Raw genomic sequence first — 24,469 nt, 5'->3', positions numbered from 1 at the left:
CGCCCCGGGCCAGCCGGGCGCGATCGGCCTCGTCCAGGTGCCCGGTCAGCCCACTGGCCTGCGCCCACAGGCCCCAGGCCAGTGAGACCGCCGGCAGGCCCCGCTCACGGCGCCACCCGGCCAGGCCGTCCAGGAAACCGTTGGCCGACCCGTACAGGCTCTGCCCGGCACTGCCGAACACGCCCGCGCCGGAGGAGAAGAGGACGAAGGCCGCGAGACCCAGGCCCTCGGTCGCCTCGTGCAGGTGCCAGGCCGCGTCCGCCTTCGGGGCGAACACCTCCCCCAGCTCCTCCGCCGACCGCGTCTCGAAGACGCCGTCGGCCAGCGCGCCGGCCGTGTGCACCACCGCCGTCAGCGGACGCTCCACCGGAACCCGACGGACCAGGTCGTCGACCACCGAACGGTCCGACACATCGGCGGCCACCACCTCCACCTCGGCACCGAGCGCCTCGAGTCCGGCCACCAGCTCCGCCGCACCCGGCGCCGCCACGCCGCGACGGCTCACCAACAGCAGCCGCCGCACCCCGTGCGACTCCACCAGATGCCGGGCCACCAACCCGCCCAACGTCCCCGTACCACCCGTCACCAGCACCGTCCCCGCCGGATCCAGGACCGGGCCGGTGCCGGTGGGCGCCTCGGCACGCGCCAGGCGCGGCACCACCGCGGTCCCGTCGCGCCAGGCGACATGGGGTTCGCCGGACGCGAGCGCGTCGGCCACGAGTGAGGCGGGCACCGCCGAGCCGTCGGTGTCCACCAGGACGATCCGGCCCGGGTGTTCGAGCTGCGCGGTGCGGACCAGGCCCCGGACGGCGGCCGCCACCGGGTCCCCGGCGCCATGCGCGGTCAGGACCGCGAGCGGGCCGGCGGAGTCACCGGCCAGGTGCTCCTGGATCCCGCCGAGCGCGGCGCCGACGAGCGCCCGGGCCGCCCGCGGCACCGACAACCCCTCGGGGACGCGGGTCAGGTCGAGCACATCGTCCCCGGACGGGCGGTCCGCCGCCCGCGGCAGGTCGGCGGGCGCCCAGTCGACGCGGTACAGGTGCTCGGCGGCGGTGTCCCGGGCGGCGGACAGCCGCTCGGGCGCCACCGGCCGCAGGACCAGCGCCCCGACGGCACCGACGGGCCGGCCGACCGGGTCGGTCAGCGCGAAGGAGACGCTGTCCGGGCCCTCCCGGCGGGAGTGCACCCGCAGCGCGGTGGCCCCGGACGCGTACAGGGCCACGTCGTTCCAGGCGAACGGCAGCAGTACCTCCCCCGGTCCGGCCACCGGCGCCGCGCCCAGGTTGGCGGACTGCAGGGCCGCGTCCAGCAGGGCCGGGTGCAGTCCGAACCGCCCGGCGGAGTCCGTCAGTTCCTCCGGCAGCGCGACCTCGGCGAACACCTCCTCGCCCGACCGCCAGGCGGCCCGCAGGCCCCGGAACGCGTCGCCGTACTCGTAGCCCGCCTCGGCCAGCCGCTCGTAGAAGCCGTCCAGGGCGACCGGCTCCGCGCCGGCCGGCGGCCACGCCTCGTAGCCGAACTCCGGTGCGGTCTCGGCCGCCAGGAAGCCGGTGGCGTGCCGGGTCCACACGCCGCCCTCCGCGTCCTCGGGCCGCGAGTGCACGTGGACGGCCCGGCGGTCGTCGTCGGCGGTGGCCGGGTCGACCGTGACACGGACCTGGAGGCCACCGCGCTCGGGCAGGATCCCGGGCGCCTCGACGACCAGCTCGTCGAGTCGGCCGAGACCGGTCCGCTCCCCCGCCCGCAGGGCGAGTTCGAGGAAGACCGCGCCGGGCAGCAGGACCGTCCCGGAGACGGCGTGGCCGGCCAGCCACGGATGCGATCGGATCGACAGCCGTCCGGTGAACACCTCTCCCCCGTCGGGCAGTTCGACCAGGGTGCCGAGCAGCGGGTGCTCGGCGGCGGCGACCCCGAACGCGGTCACGTCACCGGTGGCGGCCACGGGCTCCAGCCAGAAGCGCTGGTGCTGGAAGGCGTAGGTGGGCAGTTCGGAGGGACGGACGGTGCCGGCTCCGGCGTGGGCCGTGGACCAGTCCACGGACAGGCCGTGCACGTGGAGTTCGGCGGCGGCGAGCAGGACGCGGTCCCAGCCGCCGTCCTCGCGGCGCAGGGTCCCGGTGACGACGGTCGGCGCCTGGACGGCCTCCTCCAGGGCCTCGACGATGCCGTGGGCGAGCACGGGGTGCGCGCTGACCTCGACGAAGGCCCGGAAACCGTCACCCGCCAGGGTCTCGACGGCCTCGGCGAAGCCGACGGTCTGCCGCAGGTTGCGGTACCAGTACCCGGCGTCCAGCTCCGGGCCCTCCAGCCAGCGGCCCTCGACGGTGGAAAGGAAGGGGATCGCGGCGGGCTGGGGCTTCACGGAGCCCAGCAGCTCGGCGAGTTCGGCCTCGATGGACTCCACGTGCGAGGTGTGCGAGGCGTAGTCGACGGCGATCCGCCGCACGCGCACGCCCTGCTCCTCGTACGCGACGACGAGCGTGTCCAGACCCGCCGGGTCACCGGCCACCACGACCGAGGAGGGGCCGTTCACGGCCGCGACCTCGACCCCGGCGGGGAGCCGGTCGGCCACCTCGGCGAGCGGCAGCCCGACCGAGACCATCCCGCCGCGTCCGGCCAGGCCCCGCGCGATGGCCTGCGACCGCAGCGCCACCACCGCCGCCGCGTCCTCCAGCGAGAGGATGCCCGCGACGTGCGCCGCCGCGATCTCGCCCTGGGAGTGGCCGACCACCGCGTCAGGGATGACGCCCAGCGACGCCCACAGGCGCGCCAGGCCGACGTTCACCGCGAACGACACCGGCTGCACCACGTCCACCCGCTCCAACGAGGCGGCACCCGGCACCTGGTTCACCACATCCAGCAACGACCAGTCGACATAGGGCTTCAAGGCCCTGTCGACCTCACCGAGAGCCTCCGCGAAGACCACGGACTCGGCGAGCAGCCGACGCCCCATCCCGGCCCACTGGGAACCCTGCCCCGGGAAGACGAACACCGACCGACCACTCACCTCCGCCCGACCGGACACCAGCCCGGCCGCGGCCTCCCCCTCGGCCAGGGCCTTCAGGGCGGCGACGAGCGCGGCCCGGTCGGCGCCGACGGCCACGGCACGCTCGGTGAACCGGGTGCGCGCGGTGACGAGCGCCCCGGCGGTGGCGGCGAGGTCCGGAGCCGGCTGTCCCTCCGCGAAGGCCGCCAGCCGCGCGGCCTGCTGACGCAGCGCCGCCTCCGAGGCGGCCGAGACCACCCAGGGAACCACGTTCTCCCCGGCACCGACGGGCGTTGCGGCTCCGTCGATGGGCTCGGCGCCGCCGGCCGGCTCCGCCTGCTCCAGGATCACGTGCGCGTTCGTCCCGCTCACACCGAACGCCGAGACGCCGGCCCGGCGCGGGCGGTCGGCCTCCGGCCAGGCCCGCTGCTCGGTGAGCAGGGCGATGCCGCCCGAGGACCAGTCGATGTGCGAGGAGGGCGCGTCGATGTGGAGGGTCTGCGGCAGCACGCCGTGGCGCAGCGCCTCGACCATCTTGATCACGCCCGCCGCACCGGCGGCGGCCTGGGTGTGGCCGATGTTGGACTTCACCGACCCGAGCCAGAGCGGCTGTTCGGCCGGACGGTCCTTGCCGTAGGTGGCGAGCAGGGCGTGTGCCTCGATCGGGTCGCCGAGCGGGGTGCCGGTGCCGTGCGCCTCGACGGCGTCGACGTCGGCGGCCGTCAGGCGGGCGTTGGCGAGCGCGGCCCGGATGACCCGCTCCTGCGAGGGACCGTTCGGGGCGGTCAGACCGTTGGACGCACCGTCCTGGTTGACGGCCGAACCCCGGACCACGGCCAGCACCTCGTGCCCCAACCGCCGGGCGTCGGAGAGCCGTTCGAGCAACAGCAGGCCCACGCCCTCGGACATCCCGAACCCGTCGGCGGCGTCGGCGAAGGCCTTGCTCCGGCCGTCGGCGGCGAGGCCGCGCTGCCGGGAGAAGCCGACCAGGCCTTCGAGCGTGGACATCACCGAGGCGCCGCCGGCCAGGGCCAGCGTGCACTCCCCGGCGCGGAGCGCCTGGGCGGCGAGGTGCAGGGCGACCAGCGAGGAGGAGCAGGCGGTGTCGACGGTGATCGCGGGCCCTTCGAGGCCGAGGGCGTAGGAGAGGCGGCCGGAGAGCACGCTGCCCGCGTTGCCGGTGACCAGGTAGCCCTCGTCGGCGGCGCCGCCGGTGCCCTGGGTGCCGTAGTCCTGGCCGTGGGTGCCGATGAAGACGCCGGTCGGGGTGGCGCGCAGGGCGGTGGGGTCGAGTCCGGCGCGCTCCAGGGTCTCCCAGGCGACTTCGAGCAGCAGGCGCTGCTGCGGGTCCATCGCCAGGGCCTCGCGCGGGTTGATGCCGAAGAAGGCGGCGTCGAAGTCGGCGATGCCGGGCAGGAATCCGCCGCCGCGCACGTAGGTGCGGCCGGGGGCGTCGGGGTCGGGGTCGTAGCTGCCGTCGAGGTCCCAGCCCCGGTCGGCGGGCAGGCCGGTGACGGCGTCGCCGCCGGCGGCGACGAAGCGCCAGAGGTCCTCGCCGGAGTCGAGGCCGCCGGGGAAGCGGCAGCCGACGGCGACGATCGCGATCGGGTCGTCCTCGGTCCCGGCGGCCTGTGCCGCGGGGGCGGCGGGGGCGGTGGGGGCCGGTTCCTCGCCGACGAGTTCGGTCGCGAGGTGGGCGGCGAGGGCCTTGGGCGTCGGGTAGTTGAACACCAGGGTGGCGGGCAGGCGCAGGCCGGTGGCGGTGCCGAGGGCGTTGCGGAGTTCGACGGCGGTGAGCGAGTCGATGCCGAGCTCCTTGAACGCCTTGTCGATGTCCAGTGCCGCGGCCGAGCCGTGGCCGAGGACGGCGGCGGCGGTGTCGCGGACGAGGGCGGTCAGCAGCTCGTCGCGGTCGGCGGCGGAGAGTCCGGCGAGCCGCCGGGCGAGGGTGCCGGCGCCGTCCGCGGCGGTGCGGGCGGCGGCCCGGCGCAGGGCGCGGGGTGCGCGGGCGGCGGGTGCCAGGTCGCGCAGCAGCGGCGGGAGGTCCTCGGTGCGGACGCCGGTGACGTCGAGCCTGATCGGCACCACGGCCGCGGGCTCGCCGGTGAGTGCGGCGTCCAGGAGGGCGAGGCCCTGGTCGGCGGAGAGGGGGCGGGTGCCGACCCGGGCCATCCGGGCGAGGTCGGTGTCGCTGAGCCGGCCGCCCATGCCGGCGGCCTCGGCCCACAGGCCCCAGGCGAGCGACACGGCGGGCAGTCCGAGCGAGCGCCGGTGGGCGGCCAGGCCGTCGAGGAAGGCGTTGCCGGCCGCGTAGTTGCCCTGGCCGGAGCCGCCGAGGACGCCGGAGGCGGAGGAGTAGAGCGCGAAAGCGGCCAGGTCGAGGCCGGCGGTGAGCTCGTGCAGGTGCCAGGCGGCGTCGACCTTCGGGCGCAGCACGCTGTGCCACTTGGCGGCGTCCAGCGCTTCGATGACGCCGTCGTCGACGATCCCGGCGACGTGGACGACGCCGGTCAGCCGGTCGGCGAGGGTGTCGACGACGGCGGCCAGCGCGGTGCGGTCGGCGGTGTCGACGGCCTCGGCGCGGACCAGGGTGCCGTGCGCGGCGAGTTCTTCGAGCAGGTCGGCGGGCACGGCGGAGCGGGAGAGGAGCACGAGTTCCGCGACGCGGTGGACCGCCGCGAGGTGACGGGCCACCAGGCGGCCCAGGCCGCCGTTGGCGCCGGTGACCAGGACGGTGCCGCCGGCCAGCGGGGACGGCGCGTCCGGCGCGGGGGCGGGCGGGGCGGCCGGGCGGCGCAGGCGGGCGACCAGCCGTCGCCCGTCGCGCAGCGCCAGCTGCGGTTCGTCGTCCGGTGCGGCGGCCACCGCCCGGGCGGCGTCGGCCGGGTCGTCGGCCTCGACGAGGACGAAGCGGCCGGGGTTCTCCGACTGGGCGGTGCGCACCAGGCCCCGGACGGGTTCCTGGACGAGTTCGCCGCGCCGGGTGACGACGACGAGCCGGGAGTCGGCCGTCCGGTCGTCGGCCAGCCAGGCCTGGAGCGCCCGCAGGACGTCGTGGCCGACGGCGTGGGCGCGCTCGGGCACGGTGTCGGAGGGCGCGCCCACGCCGGCGGGCAGGACCACGAGGGGCGGCAGGGCGCCGTCCTCGGGCAGGTCCCTGTGGAGGGTCCAGTCCACGGGCCCGTCGGCGGGCGTGTCGGCGGCCTCGGGTGCGGGGACCCAGTCGACCTCGAACAGGGCCGCGTCGTCCGCCGGACCGGCGGTGAGGCCGCGCGGGTCCACCGGCCGCACGGTGAGGGCCTCGACGTCCACGACGGGGGCGCCGGTGTCGTCGGCGGCCCGGATGGTGAGGGTGTCGGGGCCGGCGGGGGTGACGACCACGCGCAGCGCCTCGGCGCCGGTGGCGTGCAGGCGCACGCCGGCCCAGGAGAAGGCGAGCCTGGGCACGTCGGCGCCGGGGAGGAGGCCGGCCTCGCCGAGCGGGTGGAGGGCGGCGTCCAGCAGGGCGGGGTGCAGGCCGTAGGCGGTGGTGTCGGTGGTGGTGTCGGGGAGGCGGAGCTGGGCGTAGAGGCGGCCGTCGGCGAGCCAGGCGGCCTCGACGGCGTGGAACGCGGGGCCGTAGGCGACGGTGAGCCGGTCGTAGAGGCCGTCGGTGTCGAGCGGGCGGGCTTCGGCGGGCGGCCAGACCGTCAGGTCGTCGGCGGTGGCGGGCTCCGGGCCCTCGGGGGCGAGCGTTCCGGTGGCGTTGGCGTGCCACGGCAGGCCGGGGCCGGTGCGGGTGAGCAGCCGGACGGCGCGGCGGCCGTCCTCGGCCTCGCCGACGTGGACCTGGAGGTCGAGGCCGCCGCCGTCCGGGACGACGAGCGGGGCGGAGACGGTCAGTTCCTCGACCGTGGGCGTGCCGAGCCGGTGGCCGACGTGGGCGAGGGCGTCGAGCAGCGCGGTGCCGGGCAGCAGCGTCGCGCCGCCGACCCGGTGGTCGGCCAGCCAGGGCAGGGTGCGTTCGGTGATCCGGCCGGTGAAGACGGCGCCTTCCTCGGTGCCGAGCAGCAGTTCGGTCTCCAGCAGCGGGTGGCCGGCCTTGTCCAGGCCGACGGCGGTGAGGTCGCCGGCGGAGCGGCCCGGCCGGAGCCAGTAGCGCTGGTGCTGGAAGGGGTAGGTGGGCAGTTCGGACGGGCGGACGGTGTCGGCCCCGGCGTGGGTCGTGGACCAGTCCACGGGCAGGCCGCGGACATGGAGTTCGGCGGCGGCGAGCAGGACGCGGTCCCAGCCGCCGTCCTCGCGCCGCAGGGTCCCGGTGACGACGGTCGGCGCCTGGACGGCCTCCTCCAGGGCCTCGACGACGGCGTGGGCGAGCACGGGGTGCGCGCTGACCTCGACGAACGCCCGGAAATCGTCACCCGCCAGGGTCTCGACGGCCTCGGCGAAGCGGACCGTCTGCCGCAGGTTGCGATACCAGTACCCCGCGTCCAGCTCCGGACCCTCCAGCCAGCGGCCCTCGACCGTCGACAGGAACGGGACGACGGCCGGCTGCGGCTTCACCGCGCCGAGCAGCTCGGCGAGTTCGGCCTCGATGGACTCCACGTGGGCGGTGTGGGAAGCGTAGTCGACGGGGATCCGGCGCACCCGGGCGCCGCGCTCCTCGAAGGCGGCCACCACGGTGTCGAGGCCGGCCGGGTCACCGGCCACGACCACCGAGGAGGGGCCGTTGACCGCGGCGACCTCGACCCCGGCGGGGAGCCGGTCGGCCACCTCGGCGAGCGGCAGCCCGATCGACACCATGCCGCCGCGTCCGGCCAGACCACGGGCGATGGCCTGCGACCGCAGCGCCACCACAGCGGCGGCGTCGTCCAGCGAGAGGATCCCGGCGACGTGCGCCGCCGCGATCTCCCCCTGCGAGTGGCCGACCACCGCGTCCGGCACCACACCCAGCGACGCCCAGAGACGGGCCAGCGCGACGTTCACCGCGAACGACACCGGCTGCACCACGTCCACTCGCTCCAGCGAAGCGGCACCCGGCACCTGGTTCACCACATCGAGCAACGACCAGTCGACATAGGGCTTCAGCGCCTCCGCGGCCTCCTCCAGAGCCCGCGCGAACACCGCGGACTCGGCGAGCAGCCGACGCCCCATCCCGGCCCACTGGGAACCCTGGCCCGGGAAGACGAACACCGACCGACCACTCACCTCCGCCCGACCGGACACTAGCCCGGCCGCGGCCTCTCCCCCGGCCAGGGCCCGCAGCCCGCTCAGCGCCCGCGCCCGGTCGGCGGCGACCAGGACGGCCCGCCGTTCCAGCGCGGCCCGGGAGCCGACGAGCGCGCGGGCGACGGCCGGCGCCTCGGCGACGGGCCTGGCCTCGGTGAACCCGGCGATCCGTTCGGCCTGGTCGCGCAGGGCCTCGGGGGAACGGGCGGAGAGCAGCCAGGGCACCGGGGTGCCGGAGCCGGCGTCGGGTTCGCCGTCGAGTCCGGCGGGCACCGCCCGGTGCGCCGGCTCCTGGGCGGGGGCCTGCTCCAGGACGACGTGGGCGTTGGTGCCGCTGACGCCGAAGGAGGAGACGGCGGCCCGGCGCGGCCGGTCGACCTCGGGCCAGGCCCGTTCCTCGGTGAGCAGGGCGACCGCGCCGGACTCCCAGTCCACCTTGGTGCTGGGCACGTCGATGTGCAGGCTCTTCGGCAGCACGCCGTGGCGCAGCGCCTCGACCATCTTGATCACACCGGCGACACCGGCGGCGGCCTGGGCGTGGCCGATGTTGGACTTCAACGACCCGAGCCAGAGCGGCTGTTCGGCCGGACGGCCCTGGCCGTAGGTGGCCAGCACCGCCTGCGCCTCGATCGGGTCGCCCAGCGAGGTCCCCGTCCCGTGCCCCTCGACGGCGTCGACGTCCGCGGGTGTCAGCCCGGCGTTGGCGAGGGCGGCGAGGATCACCCGCTCCTGCGAGGGACCGTTCGGGGCGGTCAGACCGTTGGACGCGCCGTCCTGGTTGACGGCCGAACCCCGGACGACCGCCAGCACCTCGTGCCCCAGCCGCCGGGCGTCCGACAGCCGCTCCAGCAGCACCAGGCCCACGCCCTCGGCCCAGGCGGTGCCGTCGGCGCCGTCCGCGTAGGCCCGGGCCCGGCCGTCGGCGGAGAGCGCGCGCTGGCGGGAGAACTCGACGAAGGAGGTGGGCCGGGCCATGATCGCGGCGCCACCGGCCAGGGCGAGCGTGCACTCGCCGTCGCGCAGCGCCTGCGCGGCCAGGTGCAGGGCCACCAGGGAGGAGGAGCAGGCGGTGTCCACCGTCACCGACGGGCCTTCGAGGCCGAGGGTGTAGGAGATGCGGCCGGAGGCGACCGAGCCGGCGTTGCCGGTGCCCAGGTAGCCCTCCAGGCCGTCCGGGACCTCGGCGAGGTCGGTGGCGTAGTCGTGGTACATCAGGCCCGCGTAGACGCCGACCGGCTGCCCCTTGAGCGAGGTCGGGTCGATGCCCGCGCGCTCCAGCAGTTCCCAGGAGGTCTCCAGCAGCAGCCGCTGCTGCGGGTCCGTCGCGAGCGCCTCGCGCGGCGAGATCCCGAAGAAGGCGGCGTCGAACTCGCCCGCGTCGTGCAGGAATCCGCCGTGGCGGGCGTAGGAGGTGCCGGGGGCGGCCGGGTCCGGGTCGTAGAGGGCGTCGAGGTCCCAGCCGCGGTCGGCGGGGAAGGGGGTGATCGCGTCGGTGCCCTCGGCGACCAGCCGCCACAGGTCGGCCGGGGAGGCGACGCCGCCGGGCAGCCGGCAGGCGGCGCCGACGATGACGACGGGGTCCTCGGCGGGCGGCACGGTGCGCGGTACGGGCGCGGGCCGGGCGGCGGTGGCCGGACGGCCGGTCAGGGCGTTCAGCAGGAAGGCCGCGACGGCGGTCGGGTTGGGGTGGTCGAAGGCGAGGGTGGCGGGCAGCCGCAGGCCGGTGGCGGCGGTGAGGCGGCCGCGCAGTTCGACGGCGGTGGCGGAGGTGAAACCGAGGTCCTTGAACGGGCCGTCGGGGTGGATCGGGTCGGGGCCGTCGCCGGCCAGCCCGGCGGTCTCCGCGAGGACGAGGTCGAGCAGTTCGCGCCGCCGGTCGGCGGCCGGACGGCCGGCCAGGCGGCGGCGCAGCGCGGCGGCGGTCGCGGTGTCCGGGCCGCTCGGTCCGGCCGGGGTGTCGATGAGGTCGCGCAGCAGGGCCGGCACGTCCTGCGGGGCGAGGGCGTCCAGCCCTTCGGGGTCGAGCCGGAGCAGCAGCAGCGAGGTGTGGTCGGCCAGGTGGGCGGCGTCGAACGCGGCGGCGCTCTCCTGGGCGGTGAGCCGGCCGAGGCCGGGCGGCACGGGGCGTCCGTCCCCGTCGGCGGGGCCGGTGATGAGCGCGAGGCCGGGCAGGCCGTGGCGGCTGCGGTGGTGCGCGAGGGCGTCGAGGAACGCCGCGGCGGCGGCCTCCCCGGGGGCGCCCGGGGTGCCGAGCGGTCCGACGGTGGGGGTGTGCACCACGAAGGCCGACAGCTCGGCGCCGGCGGTCAGTTCGTGCAGGTTGACGGCGGCGGCGAGGGCGGCGCCGAGGCCGGGGAAGGCCGCGCCGGGGGTGTGGACGACGGCGTTGAAGCGCGTGCCCGGGCCGGCCAGCCAGTCGGCGAGGGCGTCGCGGTCGGCGAGGTCGAGGGCGCTGAGGGTGGTCTCGGCGCCGGCGGCGGTGAGCCGCCCGGCGAGTTCGGCGGCGGCCCGGTCGGCGGGGCCGTGCGGGCTGGTGAGCAGGATCCGGCGCACGCCGCGGCCGGCCACCAGGTGGTGGGCGACGGCGGCGGCGGCCGGCCCGTCGGCGCCCGTGACCAGGACGGTGCGGCACGGGTCGAAGCGGGCGCCGGGCTCGCCGTGGGCGAGCGCGGCGGACACCCGGGCGGCGCGCGGGCGCAGCGCCACGCCGGAGCGGACGACGAGTTCGGGTTCGCCGGAGGCGACGGCGGTGGCCAGGGCGTCGGCGGCGTTCTCCTCCGCGTCGAGGTCGACCAGCAGGAACCGGCCGGGGTTCGCCACCCGGGCGGCGCGGACCACGCCGCGCAGCGCGGCCTGGACGAGGTCGGTGGCGCCGCCGGGGCCGGCGGCGCCCCGGGTGACGACGACCAGCGCGGTGTCGGCGAGCCGTTCCTCGGCGAGCCAGGCGGTGAGCTGCCCGTCGAGGGCGCGCACGGCCTCCTCGACGTCGGCGGCGAGCGGCCCGGGGGTGCGCAGGCCGGCGCCGACGCCGAGCACGGCGGCATCGGGCAGCGGGCCGGCCGCAGCCAGCGCGGCCGGGTCGGGGTGGGCGGCTGCGCCGAGGGCGTCGGCGAGGCCGAAGGCGTCGGCGCCGAGCACCGCCCAGGTGCCGGCGGCGGAGCGGGCGCCGGGGACGGAGGAGAGCGGCAGCCAGTCGACGCGGAACAGGTGCTCGTAGTGGCTGCCGCCGGCGGCCCGCAGCCGGGCGGGCGCGTCCAGCAGCACGTGCCGGGTGATCTTGCCGGAGGCGGTGCGCGGGATGCGTTCCGTCTCGTACAGCTCCTCGGGGACCTTGAAGTAGGAGAGCCGTTCCCGGCAGGCGGCCAGCAGGGCCTCCGGGTCGAGGCCGCCGGGGCCGGGCACCAGGAAGGCCACCGGCACCTCGCCGAGCACCTCGTGGGGCTTGCCGACGACGGCGACGTCCGCGACGCCGGGCACGCCGCGCAGCACCTCCTCGACCTCGGCCGGGTGGATGTTCTCGCCGCCGCGGATGATGAGTTCCTTGATCCGGCCGGTGATGGTGAAGTAGCCGGAGCCGTCGCGCCGGGCGAGGTCGCCGGTGTGGTACCAACCGCCGCGCAGCGCCTGCTCGGTGGCCTCGGGCTGGTTGTGGTAGCCGAGCATCACGCTCGGGCCGCGCACCCAGACCTCGCCCTCCTCGCCGTCGGCGGCGTCCAGGCCGGTCTCGACGTCGACCAGGCGCACGCCCAGGCCGGGGACGGGCAGGCCGCAGGAGCCCTCGACGCGGGCGCCGGTGGGCCAGTTGACGGTGATCGAGCCGCAGGTCTCGGTGGAGCCGTAGGCGTCGATGAGCGGCGCGCCGAACGCCTCCTCGAAGGAGCGCCGCAGCGCGGCGGTGGTCATGGCGCCGCCGACCAGGCACATCCGCAGGGCCGGCGCGGTGAAGCCGTCCTCCCGGGCGGCGCGCACCAGCTGCTGGTACATGGTGGGCACACCGGCCAGGAAGGTCGCGGACTCCTCGCGGACGGCCTCCAGGACGTCCCGCGCGGCGAAGCCGTCGAGGATGCGGGCGGTGGCGCCGACCGCGGTGACGCTCAGCACGCAGGCGATGTGGGAGAGGCTGTGGAACAGCGGCAGCGGCCAGACCACCCGGTCCTCGGCGCTCAGGCCGGGCACCGGCACGTAGCAGGCGGCGACCGACCAGAGGCAGTTGCGCTGGGTGGACAGCACGCCCTTGGGCCGGCCGGTGGTGCCGGAGGTGTAGAGCATCCAGGCGGGGTCGTCGAGGCCGAGGTCGTCGCGCGCCGGGGTGGCGGGGTCGGTGCCGGCCAGGGTCTCGAAGGAGAGGGTGCCGGCCGGGACGGGGCCCTCGCCGGTGACGATCACCCGCAGGTCGGCCCGGCCGCGGGCGAGGGCGTCCAGGCCGGCGGCGCGGGCGGCGTCGGTGATGACGACGCGGGCACCGCTGTCGTCCAGCAGGTGGGTGAGCTCGGCCTCGGTGGCGTGCGGGTTGAGCGGGACGCCGATGGCGCCGGCGCGCAGGATGCCGAAGTAGGCCTCCACCACCTCGACGCTGTTGCCGAGCAGGATCGCGGCCCGGTCGCCGGGCTGGAGGCGCAGGTCGGCGAGGTGGCCGGCGATCCGGCCGGTGCGGGCGTGGAGCTCGCCGTAGGTCACGCCGCGGACGGCGTCGCGGAACGCGGTCTTGTCCGAGCTGTCGCGGGCGTGCTCGGCCAGCAGTTCGGGCAGCGGCCGGATCAGCTCGGTGCGCAACATGCCGTCACTTCCTTGGGTCGGTTCAGGGTCGGTTCAGGGTTGGTTCGGGGTCTGTTCCGGTCGGCCCGGTTCGGGCCTCGGGCGGGGCATTCGATTTCCGCCCGGCACCGGGGGTGGGCGGCGGCGGAATGGGGCTTGCATTTCCTGGCCGGAATGTCGCGGTACGGGGCCGGCGCAATTGCCGGGCGGCCTTTCCGGGGCGGCCGTACGCGAATTCCCGCCGGTCACAGTCTCGTGCGGCGGGGGCTCCGGGCCGCCCCTATCCGACCCCCTATACGGGCCCTAATCACGGTGGACGGGGCAGGGGTAGCGGGCGCGGCCGGCGGCTGAGCGGTAGGTGGGAACGGCGCCGCCCCGCCGGGCGTGGGCGCGGCGGGGCGGGGAGGGCGGACCGGCCCGGACCGGCCGGTGGGGCGGCCGGGTGGGGCGGGCTCGCGGCCGGTCAGTGGGCCGGGACGGGTTCGGGCAGCAGGGCGAGCAGGTCGTCGGGCCGGCGCAGCACCGCGTCGGGCCGTTCGGCGAGCAGCGCCGCCTCGTCGCTCTCGCCCCACAACACGGCGATCGCGCCGACCCCGGCGCCCCGGGCGCTCGCCAGGTCGGTGACGGCGTCGCCGACCATGACGGTCCGTTCGGCCGGCACGTCGAGCAGTTCCAGGGCGCGCAGCACGATGTCGGGCGCGGGCTTGGCCCGGGGGACCTCGTCGGAGCCGAGCACGTGGTCGAAGTGGTGCAGCAGGCCGAGCTGGTCGAGCAGCGAGCGGGCCCGGGGGCCGCTCTTGCCGGTGGCCACGGCCAGCCGGATGCCGCGCCGGTTGAGGTCGACGAGCAGTTCCCGCACCCCGGCGTGCACGGTGACCTGGGGGGCGAGCCGGTAGCTCTCCCGGACGAAGGGCTCCTCCAGGGCGAGCGGCAGCCCCATGATCCGCATGATGTCCGGGAAGTAGCGGCCGAGGTGGCGGCAGTACTCCTCGAACGGCGGGTTGCCGTCGCCGACCACCTCCTCGTAGGCGGTGAGGAACGCCCGGCGCATCACGTCGAAGCTGTCGACGATGACGCCGTCGAGGTCGAAGACCACGGCGCGCAGCGGGGAGCGGGCGGCGAGCGCGTGGCCGTCGGGCCCGGTGGTCGGGGCGGTGGCTGCGAGCTGGTCGATCGGCATGGGATCTCCATGGGACGAGGGGCTGCCCGGACGGGTGACCGGGCCTGACGCCCCGGGGCCGAGGGGATGGGCACGGCCTCCGGGGCCGGGGCACGGGGCTGCTCGGGTGGAGCCGCGGCTCGGCGGGGAACGGCGGGGAACTACGGTCGGACGCCGACGACGGTCAGACGGCGAGCGCCGCGGCCTCGTCGGCGAGCCGCGGCCGCGGGGCGCGGGCCGCCGCGTAGAGCCGCTCGATGACCGAGATGGTGTGGTGGGCGCGCTTCACGGCCGCGCCGCGCGAGGCCGGGTCGGCGAGCACGGCGGGCAGCTCGTCGAGCTGGCGCACGTACTCGGTGCCGACGTTCTCCCCGGGCAGCGGGACCTCGGTGGTGACGCCGTCGCGGGTCCGGGTGAGGCGCGGGACCCGGCGGTTCGGGCTGAAGCCGAAGGTGCACTCCAGGGTCGCGGAACCGGTGGCGCCCTCCACGGTGATCCGGGTGGTGTCGACGGACTCGTGGGAGGCCCAGCTCGCCCGCACCGCCACCGAGACGCCGGTGTCGGTGAGCAGGAAGCCGCGGGCGGTGTCCTCGACGTCGCCCGCGCCGTCCGGCCCCTCGGTGCCGCGCCAGCCGGCGCCGCGCCTGCCGTCGTTGACGAAGTCGGCGGAGAGCGAGCCGAGCACCGACGGGAACCGGACGTCGCCGCCGAGCACGGCCTGGGCCGTGTCCAGCAGGTGCCAGCCGAGGTCGACCAGGGCGCCGCCGCCGGAGAGCCGCCGGCTGGTGAACCACCCGCCGGCGTCGGGGACACCGCTGGCGCGGACCCAGGCGAGGTCGACGTGCCGGATCGGGCCGAGGTCCGCCGCCAGTTCGGTGAGGGCGGCGACGTCCGGCCGGTAGCGGGCGGCGCTGCCCGCCAGCAGGACGGTCCCGCCGGCGCGTTCGGCGGCGGCCAGCCGGTCCGCCTCGGCGGAGCTGAGGCAGACCGGCTTCTCCAGGAACACCGGGATGCCGCGGGCGAGCAGGCGTTCGGCCACGGGGGTGTGCAGGTGGTTGGGCACCGCGACGACCGCGAGGTCGACGTCGGGGCCGAGCAGGTCGGCGTCGGCGAGGAGCGCGGCGCCGGACGGCACGTGCTCCGCGCCGCCGGGGCCGGGCTCGACGACGGCGGTGACCCGGTAGGCCGGGTGGGCCGTCAGGCGGGGCAGCCAGATGGTGCGGCCCGCCCAGCCGAGGCCGACGACGGCCACCCGCACCGGGGCGTCCGGCCCCCGTCCGGCGGTGCTCACCCGCGCGTTCACACCGCGGCCAGGGCGTCGGCGATGATCTGCGCGGTGTCCTCGATCGCCCGCTCGCTCGCGAGGAGGGTGCGGTGGTGCAGCCAGATGCCGTCGGCGGTGAGCGCCTCGCTGTTGGGGCAGGCCTCGGCCAGCGCGTCGACGGTGGTGTCGGGCGCCGCGGACTCCCAGAAGCCGTCCGAGCGGTAGATGGCGCGGAAGACCACGAAGGCGGGCAGGCCGCGCGCGATCAGGTCGTCGACCAGGGCGTTGCGCCGGTCCTCGCCGAGGCCGGGCACCCGGAACATCGCCATGTAGTGCGGGACGCGGTCGGCCCGCTCGTCGTGGCCCTGCGGCACCACACCGGGGATCTCCGTCAGCAGCCTCTTGAGCAGCTTGGCGCGCTCCTCGCGGACGCTGATCTGGCCGTCCAGGCGGGCGAGCTGGGCGCGCAGCACGCTCGCGGAGAACTCGTTGAGCCGGAAGTTGGAGCCGGAGGTCTGGTGGTAGTACTTCCGGTCCGTCGGCGGGCGGCCGCAGCTGTGCCGCAGGAACGCCTCGTCGTACTGGGCGGTCTCCGGGAAGGTGACGGCGCCGCCCTCGCCGGCCGTCATCAGCTTGCCGTTCTGGAAGCTGAACGCGGCGATCGAGCCCAGCTCGCCGACCCGGCGGCCGCGCCAGCGGGCGCCGTGGGCGTGCGCGGCGTCCTGCACGATCGAGACGCCCGAGTCGGCGGCGAGCTTGTCGAGGGCGTCCAGGTCGGCGATCTGGCCGGCGATGTGGACGGGCATGATCGCCCGGGTCCGCGGGGTGATCGCGGCGGCGGCCGCCTCGGGGCTCAGGTTGTAGGTGTCGAGGTCGATGTCGACCGGCACCGCGGTGGCGCCGAGCCGCTGGGCGGCCTGGGAGGAGGAGATGAACGTGAACGCGGGCACGATGACCTCGGTGCCCGGGCCGACACCGAGCAGCTGGAGGGCGATCTCCAGCGCGTGGGTGCCGTTGGTGACGGCGAGCGCCTTGGCGGCGCCGTGGTAGTCGGCGAACTCCTGCTCGAAGGTGTCGACCTCCTTGCCGCCCATCCGCCACCACTGGCCCTGCTCCAGGGCCCTGAGCAGTCCTTCGCGCTCGGCATCGTCGTACTGGGGCCAGACCGGGAACTCCGGGGCCGGACGTCCTTGGGCACTCATGATTCCGCGCAGCCTTTCCTGTCGGGGGGACCGTGGAACGGGACGCTAACCCAGGAAATCCGGCCCGTCACCTCCCCTACGCACCCCCCTACAAATCCCTTGTCCTGCAGTTCGGCAACCCTCTCCGGTTTCGTCCGGGGAATTCGCTGCTATAACCGGAATATGAGCGAACTGCTATTGCTGAACGGCCCCAATCTCGGGATTCTCGGCCGCCGCGAGCCGGAGGTCTACGGCACCGACACCCTGGCCGACATCGAGGCCGCGGTCGCCGCCGAGGTGGCCGGCCGGGGCTGGAAGGTGGTCTCCGTCCAGCGCGAGTCCGAGGGCCAGCTGATCGAGGCGGTGCAGGACGCCTGGGACGGCTCCGTCGGGGCGATCGTCAACCCGGGCGCGCTGATGATCGCCGGCTGGGGCCTGCGCGACGCGCTCGCCGCCTACCCGCGGCCGTTCGTCGAGGTGCACCTGTCCAACGTCTGGGCGCGCGAGTCCTTCCGGCACGAGTCGGTACTGGCGCCGATCGCCTCGGGCGTGATCGTCGGGCTCGGCGCGCTCGGCTACCGGCTCGCCGCGCAGGCGCTGCTGGCGAAGGTCCCGGCGTCCTGATGGGCTTCGCGACGGGCGCCCCGGCTGGGGGCACCACGACGACGGCGCGGGCCGCGGCGGCGCCGGGTCCCGCGGTTCAGGCTCCGACGGCTCAGGGCCCAACGCCGCAGGCCCCGACGGCTCAGGCCCCCACGGCTCAGGCCCCGACGGCCGCCCGGGGCGTGCTCGGCATCGACATCGGCGGCACCAAGGTCGCGCTGCGCGCCGAGGACGGTCCGCCCGGCGGGCCGGTCCGCACCGAGGAGGCCGTGCTGCGCTGGCCCGGCGCCCGGGTGGCCGGCGCCTACGCCGACTGGACGGCGCTGGCCGGCACGGTCGCCGACCTGCGCGAGCGCTGGGAGGGCGACTTCGCGGCGGTCGGGGTGGCCGTGCCCGCGACCCTCGGCCCGGACGGCCGGGTGCTCGCCTGGCCCGGCCGCCCCGACTGGCGCGGCTTCGACCTCGTCCCGGCGCTGCGGCGGCTCTTCCCCGCCGCCGCCCTGGCCTGGGCGGACGACGGTGACCTGGCCGCGCTCGCCGAGGCGGTGCACGCCGGGTCCGGGCACGTGGTCTACCTGGGTGTCGGGACGGGCGTCGGCGGCGGTGTCGTGCACGGCGGCGCGCCGCTGCCGGGCCCGGGGCGCGGCTCCTGCGAGGCGGGCCACCTGATCGTCGACCGCCGGGGCCCGGTCTGCGACTGCGGACGGCGCGGCTGCCTGCAGGCCACCGCCTCCGGCCCGGCGACCCTGCGGCGCGCGGAACTGCTGCGCGGCGCGCCGGTCGAGTACCCGGAGCTGCGGTCCGGGCTGGCCGAGGGCGCGCCGTGGGCGGTGGAGGCCGTCGAGGAGACCTGCGCCGCGCTGGCGGCCGCGGCCGTCTCGCTCGGCGAGCTGTTCCACCCCGAACTGACCGTGCTGGGCGGCGGGTTCGCCGACGGGCTGCCCGGCTTCACGGCGCGGGTGGAGGCGCACGCCGCCGCGCTGGCCCGCCCCGGCGGCCCGGTCCCCGCGATCCGGCCGGCCGTGCTCGGCGGGCTGTCCTCGCTGCACGGCGCCCTCGCGCTGGCGCGGCTGCAGCCTGCGGCCTGAAGCCGTGCCCGCGCCCGCGCCCCACCGCACCGCACCGCACCGCACCGCACCGCACCGCACACCATCTCACCGACCAGCCCTGGGAGCCGAGTTGACCACGACAGAAACCCTCGTCCGTACGGACGGCGGGCTGCGGCGCATCGACGTGGAGCTGGGTGAGCGCGGCTACCCGGTGCTGATCGGCCCCGGCGCCCGCCACCGGCTGGCCGGGGTGCTCGCGGGGATCGGCGCCCGCCGGGTCGCGGTGGTCAGCGCCCGGCCCGCCGAGTGGCTGCCCGACACCGGTCTCGACACCCTGGTGGTGGAGGCGAAGGACGGCGAGGAGGGCAAGTCCCTCGCCTGGGTGGCCGAACTGTGCAGCCGTTTCACCGCGTTCGGCCTGGGCCGGGCCGACGCCGTGGTCTCCTGCGGCGGCGGCACCACCACCGACGCGGTCGGGCTCGCCGCCGCGCTGTACCACCGGGGAGTGCCCGTGGTGCACCTGCCCACCTCGCTGCTGGCCCAGGTCGACGCGAGCGTCGGCGGCAAGACGGCGGTGAACCTCCCGGAGGGCAAGAACCTGGTGGGCGCGTACTGGCAGCCGTCCGCCGTGCTCTGCGACACCGACTACCTCGACACCCTCCCGCCGCGCGAACGCGTCAACGGCTACGGGGAGATCGCCCGCTGCCACTTCATCGGCGCCGGGGACCTCCGCCACCTGCCGCTGCCCGAGCAGATCGCCGCGAGCGTCGCCCGCAAGGCCGCCGTGGTGGCCGCCGACGAGCGCGACACCGGGCTGCGGCACATCCTCAACTACGGCCACACCCTGGGCCACGCGCTGGAACGCGCCACCGACTTCCGGCTGCGCCACGGCGAGGCGGTCGGCGTCGGCACGGTCTTCGCCGGCCGGCTGGCGGGCGCGCTCGGCCGGATCGGCCCCGAGCGGGTCGCCGAGCACCACGAGGTGGTCGCCCACTACGGGCTGCCGACCGCACTGCCGCCCGAGGTCGGCACCGGGGCGCTGATCGCCCTCATGCGGCTGGACAAGAAGGCCGTCGACGGGCTCTCCTTCGTCCTGGACGGCCCGCGCGGCGCCGAACTCGTCAGCGACGTCCCCGAGTCGCTGGTCGCCCGCACGCTGGACGCCATGCCGCGCGCCGCCGCCGGGGAGGCCTGAGATGTCCCTTCACCCCGACCTGCCGACCCCCGACCTGCCGGCCCCCGACGTACCGGCACCCGACGCACCCGACGCGCCGGCCGCCCGCCCGCCGATCTCCGGCCGCACCCGGCTGTTCGCGGTGCTCGGCGACCCGGTCGCACAGGCCAAGGCGCCCGCCCTGCTCAACCCGCTGTTCGCGGCGAGCGGCGTGGACGCCGTGCTCGTCCCCGTGCACGCCCCGGCGGACCGGCTGGACGAGGTCGTCCGCGGGCTGAAGGCCGTCGCCAACCTGGACGGGCTGCTGGTCACCGTCCCGCACAAGCTGGCGATGTGCGGGCACGCCGACGAACTCAGCGACGCCGCCGCCCTGTTGGGCAGCACCAACGCGCTGCGCCGCGAGCCGGACGGCCGCTGGTACGGCGACAACTTCGACGGCGCCGGGTTCGTCCGGGGCCTGGCCGCCGCCGGGTACCACCCGGCCGGGCTGCGGGTGGCACTGGCCGGCGCCGGAGGCGCGGGGCTCGCCATCGCCGCCGCCCTGCTCGCCGAAGGGGCCGCCGCACTCACCGTGACCGATCCCGACCGGGGCCGGGTGGACGCCCTGCTGGAGCGGCTCGGCACCCGCTGGCCCGGCCGCGTGGCCGCCGCCCCGCGCCCGCCCTCCGGCGTCGACCTCGCGGTCAACGCCACCCCGCTGGGCCTGGACCCGGCCGACCCGCTCCCCTTCGACCCGGCACCGCTGGCGCCCGGCGCGCTGGTCGCCGACATCATCATGACGCCCGCCGAGACCCCGCTGCTGCGCACCGCCGCCGCCCTCGGCCTCGCCACCCACCCCGGCATCCACATGCTCGCCGAGCAGCTGCCGCTCTACCGCTCCTTCTTCCGCCTTCCGGGGTGATCCCCCGTCCCTCCGGAGCCGGCCGACCCCCGTGGCCGCTCCCTCCCCCGTCCCCGGGAACGATCCAAACGATCATCCCACCGGCCGGTCGCCACCGACCTGACCACGCCTGATACCGTGCCATCGCCGTGGTGTTCGGGAAACCGGTCTGAGTCCGGTGCGGCCCTCGCCACTGTTGCCGCGGAGTTCCGCGGCCCTCGCTGACCGGCTTTCGCCAGCGGTCAGGGCCACTGGGCGGGCTGGGAGAGCCGCTCGGGAAGGTCGGTCGCGGCGTGTTGATGCGGAAGCCAGGAGACCGGCCACGGCGCGACATGTTCCACGAGGGTTTTGGAGAACACGTGCCCAGCGGTCAGCCGTACCCGCATCCGGTCCGATCCATACGTTCCATGCGCTCCGCGCGCTCCATGCGTCCCGTACGTCCTGTACGTCCTGTACGTCCCGTACGTCCCACAGGTCCGACACGTGTCGGCCGGGCCGTCGCGGCCCTGCTGTTCGTCGGTGTGGTCGGAGGTTGCGCGGGCGCCCCCGCGCCCGTCGCGTCCGGCGGGGCGACCGGGAGTGCCGCGCCGGTCAGCGTGGACAACTGCGGGACCACCGTGACGGTCGGCGCGCCGCCCGAGCGGCTGGTGACGCTCAACCAGGGTGCCACCGAGGTGGCCCTGGCCCTCGGGCTGCAGTCCCGCATGGCCGGTACCGCCTACCTCGACGACTCCGTCCCGGAGAAGTGGAAGGCCGCCTACGACTCCGTCCCGGTGCTCTCCAAGAAGTACCCGACGAAGGAGAACCTCCTCGCGGCCCGTCCCGACTTCCTGTACGCCTCCTACTCCAGCGCGTTCACCGACAAGGTCGCGGGCACCCGGGAGGAGCTGCGCGGCCAGGGCGTCCCGTCGTACCTGTCCCCGTTCGGCTGCTCGGACAAGAACCAGGTGCCGCCGACGACCTGGCAGGCGGCGTGGGGCGAGCTGAACGACGTCGCCAAGGTCTTCGGCGTCCCGGAGCGGGCCGCCGCGATCCAGCAACAGCAGGAGCAGCAGCTGGCGCAGTTCACGGCGACGGCCGCGGGCAAGGGCCTGAAGGTCCTGTGGTTCGACTCGGACACCAAGACTCCGTTCGTCGGCGCCGGCCAGGGCGGACCCCAACTCGTGCTCGACGCCGTGGGCGCCCGCAACGTCTTCGGGGACCTGCCCGGCAGCTGGCAGAACGTGAGCTGGGAGAAGGTCGTCGCGGCGGACCCGGACGCCATCGTGGTCGCGGACGCCGACTGGGACACCGCCCAGTCCAAGATCGACTACCTGGAGAACGACCCGGTCCTGAGCAAGCTCACCGCCGTACAGCGCAAGGCCTTCGTGACGGTGCCGTTCTCCGAGTCGACCCCCGGTGTGCTGCTCGCCGACGGTGCCGCCCGGGTGTCCGACGGGCTGGGCCGACTGCACCCGGCTTCATGACCGCCGCGCCCCACCCCGTCGCGCGGCCCGCTGGTCCGGGCCGCGCGACGGCGGCCCTGGCCGTCGCCGCGGCCCTGCTCCTGAGCACCCTGCTCCTCGGCCTGGCCGTGGGCTCGCAGCACGAGTCGGTCGGAACGGTGATCGAGGTCGTGGCGCGCCGTCTCGGGCTGGGCGACCCTCCTGTGACGCTGCTCGACGACCAGATCGTCTGGCAGTTGCGGCTGCCCCGGGTGCTGGGGGCGGCCGCCACCGGCGCCGGCCTCGCGGTCTGCGGCGCGGTGCTGCAGACCCTGACCGGGAACGACCTGGCCGATCCCTTCCTGCTCGGGATCTCGGACGGAGCCGCCGCCGGCGCGGTCACCGTGATCGTCCTCGGCGTCGGCGTGTCCGGCGCCGTGGGCACCGGCGCGGTGGCGACGGCGGCCTTCGCCGGCGCCCTGCTCGCCGCCGTCGTCGTCCTGGCCCTGGCCGGCGCCCGAACCCGGTCGCTGCCCACCGCCCGGACCGTGCTCGCCGGCATCGCGGTCGGCCAGATGTGCGGGGCCTACACCTCGTTCGTGGTGATGGTCCTCGGGGACCGCGACGCGGCGCGCGGTGTCATGGAGTGGACGCTGGGCTCGGTCGCCGGCGTGCGGTGGCCCACCGCCGTCTTCCTGCTGGCGGTCGCGCTGGTGGGTGTCACGGTCCTGGCCTCCTCGGCCCGCGACCTGGACGCCTTCGCCTTCGGCGAGACCGCCGCCCGCTCCCTCGGCGTCCACGTCGAGCGCACCCGCTGGGTCCTCGTCGCCACCGCCGCGCTGGTGACCGCGTGCCTGGTCGCCAACACCGGCGTCATCGGGTTCCTCGGCCTGGTCGTCCCGCACGTGGTCCGCCTCGTCTGCGGCCCGCGCCACGCCCTCCTGCTGCCCGTGTCGGCGCTGGTCGGCGCGTCCCTCCTGGTGGGCAGCGACGTCGTGGCGCGCTCGGTCCTCCCCGACCGGGAGATCCCCGTCGGCGTCGTCACGGCCGGGCTCGGAGCGCCGTTCTTCGCCTGGCTGCTGTGGCGCCAGGGGCGGGCCGACGGGAGGGCGCAGTGACGACGACGCCTGTCGGGCTGCGCGCGGAGGGACTCGGTGTCCGCGTCGGCGGAGCCACCCTGCTGGACGCGGTCTCGATCGCCTTCCGCCCCGGCCGGATCACGGGCCTGCTCGGGCCCAACGGCGCCGGGAAGACCACCCTGCTGCGCGCGGTCGCCGGACTGACCCGGCCGAGCGCGGGCCGGGTCCTGCTGGACGGCGAGGACCTCCACGCGCTCACGGCCCGCCGGCGGGCACGACGGGTGGCCTTCATGGAGCAGCAGGCGGACACCCGGCTGTCGCTGCCGGTCCGTCAGGTCATCGAGCTCGGACGCACGCCGCACCGCGGCCGCTGGCCCGTGCCGACGGACACCGCCGCCGACGCCCACGAGCGGTCCGTGGTCGCCGACGCCGTCGCCGCGGCCGACGTCGGCCACCTGCTCGACCGGTCCTGGCCGACGCTGTCGGGCGGCGAGCGGCAGCGGGTCCAGCTCGCGCGGGCGCTGACGCAGGAGCCCGACGTGCTGCTGCTCGACGAGCCCACCAACCACCTCGACCTGCGCCACCAACTCGGCTTCCTCGAAACCGTCCGCGGGCTGGGCATCACCACGGTCGCCGCGCTCCACGACCTCGAACTCGCCGCCGCCTACTGCGACGAGGTCGCCGTCCTGCTCGACGGCCGGCTGGTCGCCCACGGGCCCGGCTCCGAGGTGCTCACCTCGCGCACGATCGCGGAGGTCTACGGCGTCGACGTCACCGTGGAACGGCACCCCCGGCACGACAGGCCGCACATCCGGTGGAACGGACTGCTCCACGAAAGGACGACGCCATGACCTCCCCCGCCCCTGATGCCCCCGCCCGCCGCAGTGCCGTGGTCCTGGTCGGCATGTCGGCCGGGGAGGCCGTCCGTCGTGACGAACTCCTCCGGGCGGCGGCGTCGCACCGGGCCTCGATCGCGTTCCTGCAGCTGGCGGACCCGTCCCTGTCGGCCGAGCTGACCAGGCTGGCCGACGCGGGCACCGAGACCGTGGTCCTGGTCGGCGTCCGCCTCACGGCTTCCGGCCCGGGCCAGTCCTGGCTCCGGCGGATCGCCGCGTACTGGTGGCGCGAGCGCGCGGGCCACCGTCCCGAACTCCTCGTCGCCACCCGCCTCGCCGACTCGCCGGCCGCGGTCCCCACGGTGGCCGCGGCGACGAAGGCCGTCACCGGCACAGAGCCCGGCCTCACCTCCGCGGCCTGGGAGGACGTGCCCGGCCACCGGCACCAGGTCATGGTGTGCCGCGGCCCGCGCTGCGCGGCCAAGGGCGTGGAGGAGGGGCTGCGCGCCCTGGTCCAGGGACTGACCGAGCAGGGCCTCGGCGACGACGACGTGCTCGTCACCCAGACGGGCTGCCAGTTCCCCTGCAACCAGGCCCCCGTCGTCAGCGTGCAGCCGGACGACGTCTGGTACGGCAACGTCGACCCGGCCGCCGCCGCCCTCATCGTCACCGAGCACCTCGCCGGCGGACGACCGCTCGAGTCCCACCGCCTCCCCCGCCACCGGAGGGAGCGGGCGGGCAGCCACGACGGCTGATCGCGGCCACCGGCCCGGGAGCGGCGGTCCGTACCGCGCGGCCCGCGACCCGCAGACCCGTCGGGAGTTCTGCTGGGTCTTCGCCGAGCCGTTCGTCGGCAGCCTGCTCGCCTTCC

The 24,469-nt window shown here is 76.3% G+C and carries 12 protein-coding genes and 1 riboswitch; of the genes, 8 read left to right on the top strand and 4 right to left on the bottom strand.

The annotated features are described in order from the left end of the window. From ACWDD9_RS27490 to ACWDD9_RS27475, 4 genes are all read right to left on the bottom strand, one after another. Window positions 1–12,970: SDR family NAD(P)-dependent oxidoreductase (locus ACWDD9_RS27490; protein WP_449812985.1), on the bottom strand; the 12,970-nt coding region annotated here is incomplete at its 3' end. Between the two features lie 442 nt (window positions 12,971–13,412). Continuing rightward, entirely contained in the window at window positions 13,413–14,129 is a 717-nt protein-coding gene (locus ACWDD9_RS27485) for an HAD-IA family hydrolase (RefSeq protein ID WP_079272307.1), read from the bottom strand. Window positions 14,130–14,292: 163 nt separating this feature from the next. Beyond that, window positions 14,293–15,399, bottom strand: coding sequence for a Gfo/Idh/MocA family protein (locus ACWDD9_RS27480; RefSeq protein WP_449812984.1), 1,107 nt, complete (start codon window positions 15,397–15,399; stop codon window positions 14,293–14,295). 8 nt (window positions 15,400–15,407) lie between these two features. Further along, window positions 15,408–16,574, bottom strand: a complete 1,167-nt coding sequence (locus tag ACWDD9_RS27475; protein WP_449812983.1) for a DegT/DnrJ/EryC1/StrS family aminotransferase — start codon at window positions 16,572–16,574, stop codon at window positions 15,408–15,410. A 162-nt stretch (window positions 16,575–16,736) separates the two neighbouring features. On the opposite strand from ACWDD9_RS27475, the gene ACWDD9_RS27470 reads away from it, so the two are divergent. From ACWDD9_RS27470 to ACWDD9_RS27435, 8 genes are all read left to right on the top strand, one after another. Beyond that, window positions 16,737–17,177, top strand: coding sequence for a type II 3-dehydroquinate dehydratase (locus ACWDD9_RS27470; RefSeq protein ID WP_074003444.1), 441 nt, complete (start codon window positions 16,737–16,739; stop codon window positions 17,175–17,177). A 161-nt stretch (window positions 17,178–17,338) separates the two neighbouring features. Then, complete coding sequence (locus tag ACWDD9_RS27465; RefSeq protein WP_241852958.1) at window positions 17,339–18,244, top strand: ROK family protein; 906 nt, start codon at window positions 17,339–17,341, stop codon at window positions 18,242–18,244. Window positions 18,245–18,335: 91 nt separating this feature from the next. Next, the gene (locus ACWDD9_RS27460; RefSeq protein ID WP_259316404.1) at window positions 18,336–19,400 is read left to right on the top strand and encodes a 3-dehydroquinate synthase family protein; all 1,065 of its coding nucleotides are present in this window, start codon (window positions 18,336–18,338) and stop codon (window positions 19,398–19,400) included. A 1-nt stretch (window position 19,401) separates the two neighbouring features. Beyond that, the gene (locus tag ACWDD9_RS27455) at window positions 19,402–20,280 is read left to right on the top strand and encodes a shikimate dehydrogenase family protein (protein ID WP_449812982.1); all 879 of its coding nucleotides are present in this window, start codon (window positions 19,402–19,404) and stop codon (window positions 20,278–20,280) included. 112 nt (window positions 20,281–20,392) lie between these two features. After that, window positions 20,393–20,598: riboswitch (cobalamin riboswitch) on the top strand. A gap of 257 nt (window positions 20,599–20,855) precedes the next feature. Then, window positions 20,856–21,725, top strand: a complete 870-nt coding sequence (locus ACWDD9_RS27450) for an ABC transporter substrate-binding protein (protein WP_449812981.1) — start codon at window positions 20,856–20,858, stop codon at window positions 21,723–21,725. Next, the gene (locus ACWDD9_RS27445; RefSeq protein ID WP_449812980.1) at window positions 21,722–22,801 is read left to right on the top strand and encodes a FecCD family ABC transporter permease; all 1,080 of its coding nucleotides are present in this window, start codon (window positions 21,722–21,724) and stop codon (window positions 22,799–22,801) included. The genes ACWDD9_RS27450 and ACWDD9_RS27445 overlap by 4 nt, the downstream gene beginning before the upstream one ends. After that, complete coding sequence (locus ACWDD9_RS27440) at window positions 22,798–23,613, top strand: ABC transporter ATP-binding protein (RefSeq protein ID WP_449812979.1); 816 nt, start codon at window positions 22,798–22,800, stop codon at window positions 23,611–23,613. The genes ACWDD9_RS27445 and ACWDD9_RS27440 overlap by 4 nt, the downstream gene beginning before the upstream one ends. Next, window positions 23,610–24,353, top strand: a complete 744-nt coding sequence (locus ACWDD9_RS27435; RefSeq protein ID WP_449812978.1) for a (2Fe-2S) ferredoxin domain-containing protein — start codon at window positions 23,610–23,612, stop codon at window positions 24,351–24,353. The genes ACWDD9_RS27440 and ACWDD9_RS27435 overlap by 4 nt, the downstream gene beginning before the upstream one ends. The last annotated feature ends 116 nt before the right edge of the window (window positions 24,354–24,469 follow it).

The sequence above is a fragment of the Kitasatospora sp. NPDC001119 genome, assembly GCF_053598475.1.
The sequence above is the reverse complement of the archived record's forward strand: the minus strand, read 5'-3'. Positions and strand labels throughout refer to the sequence as shown.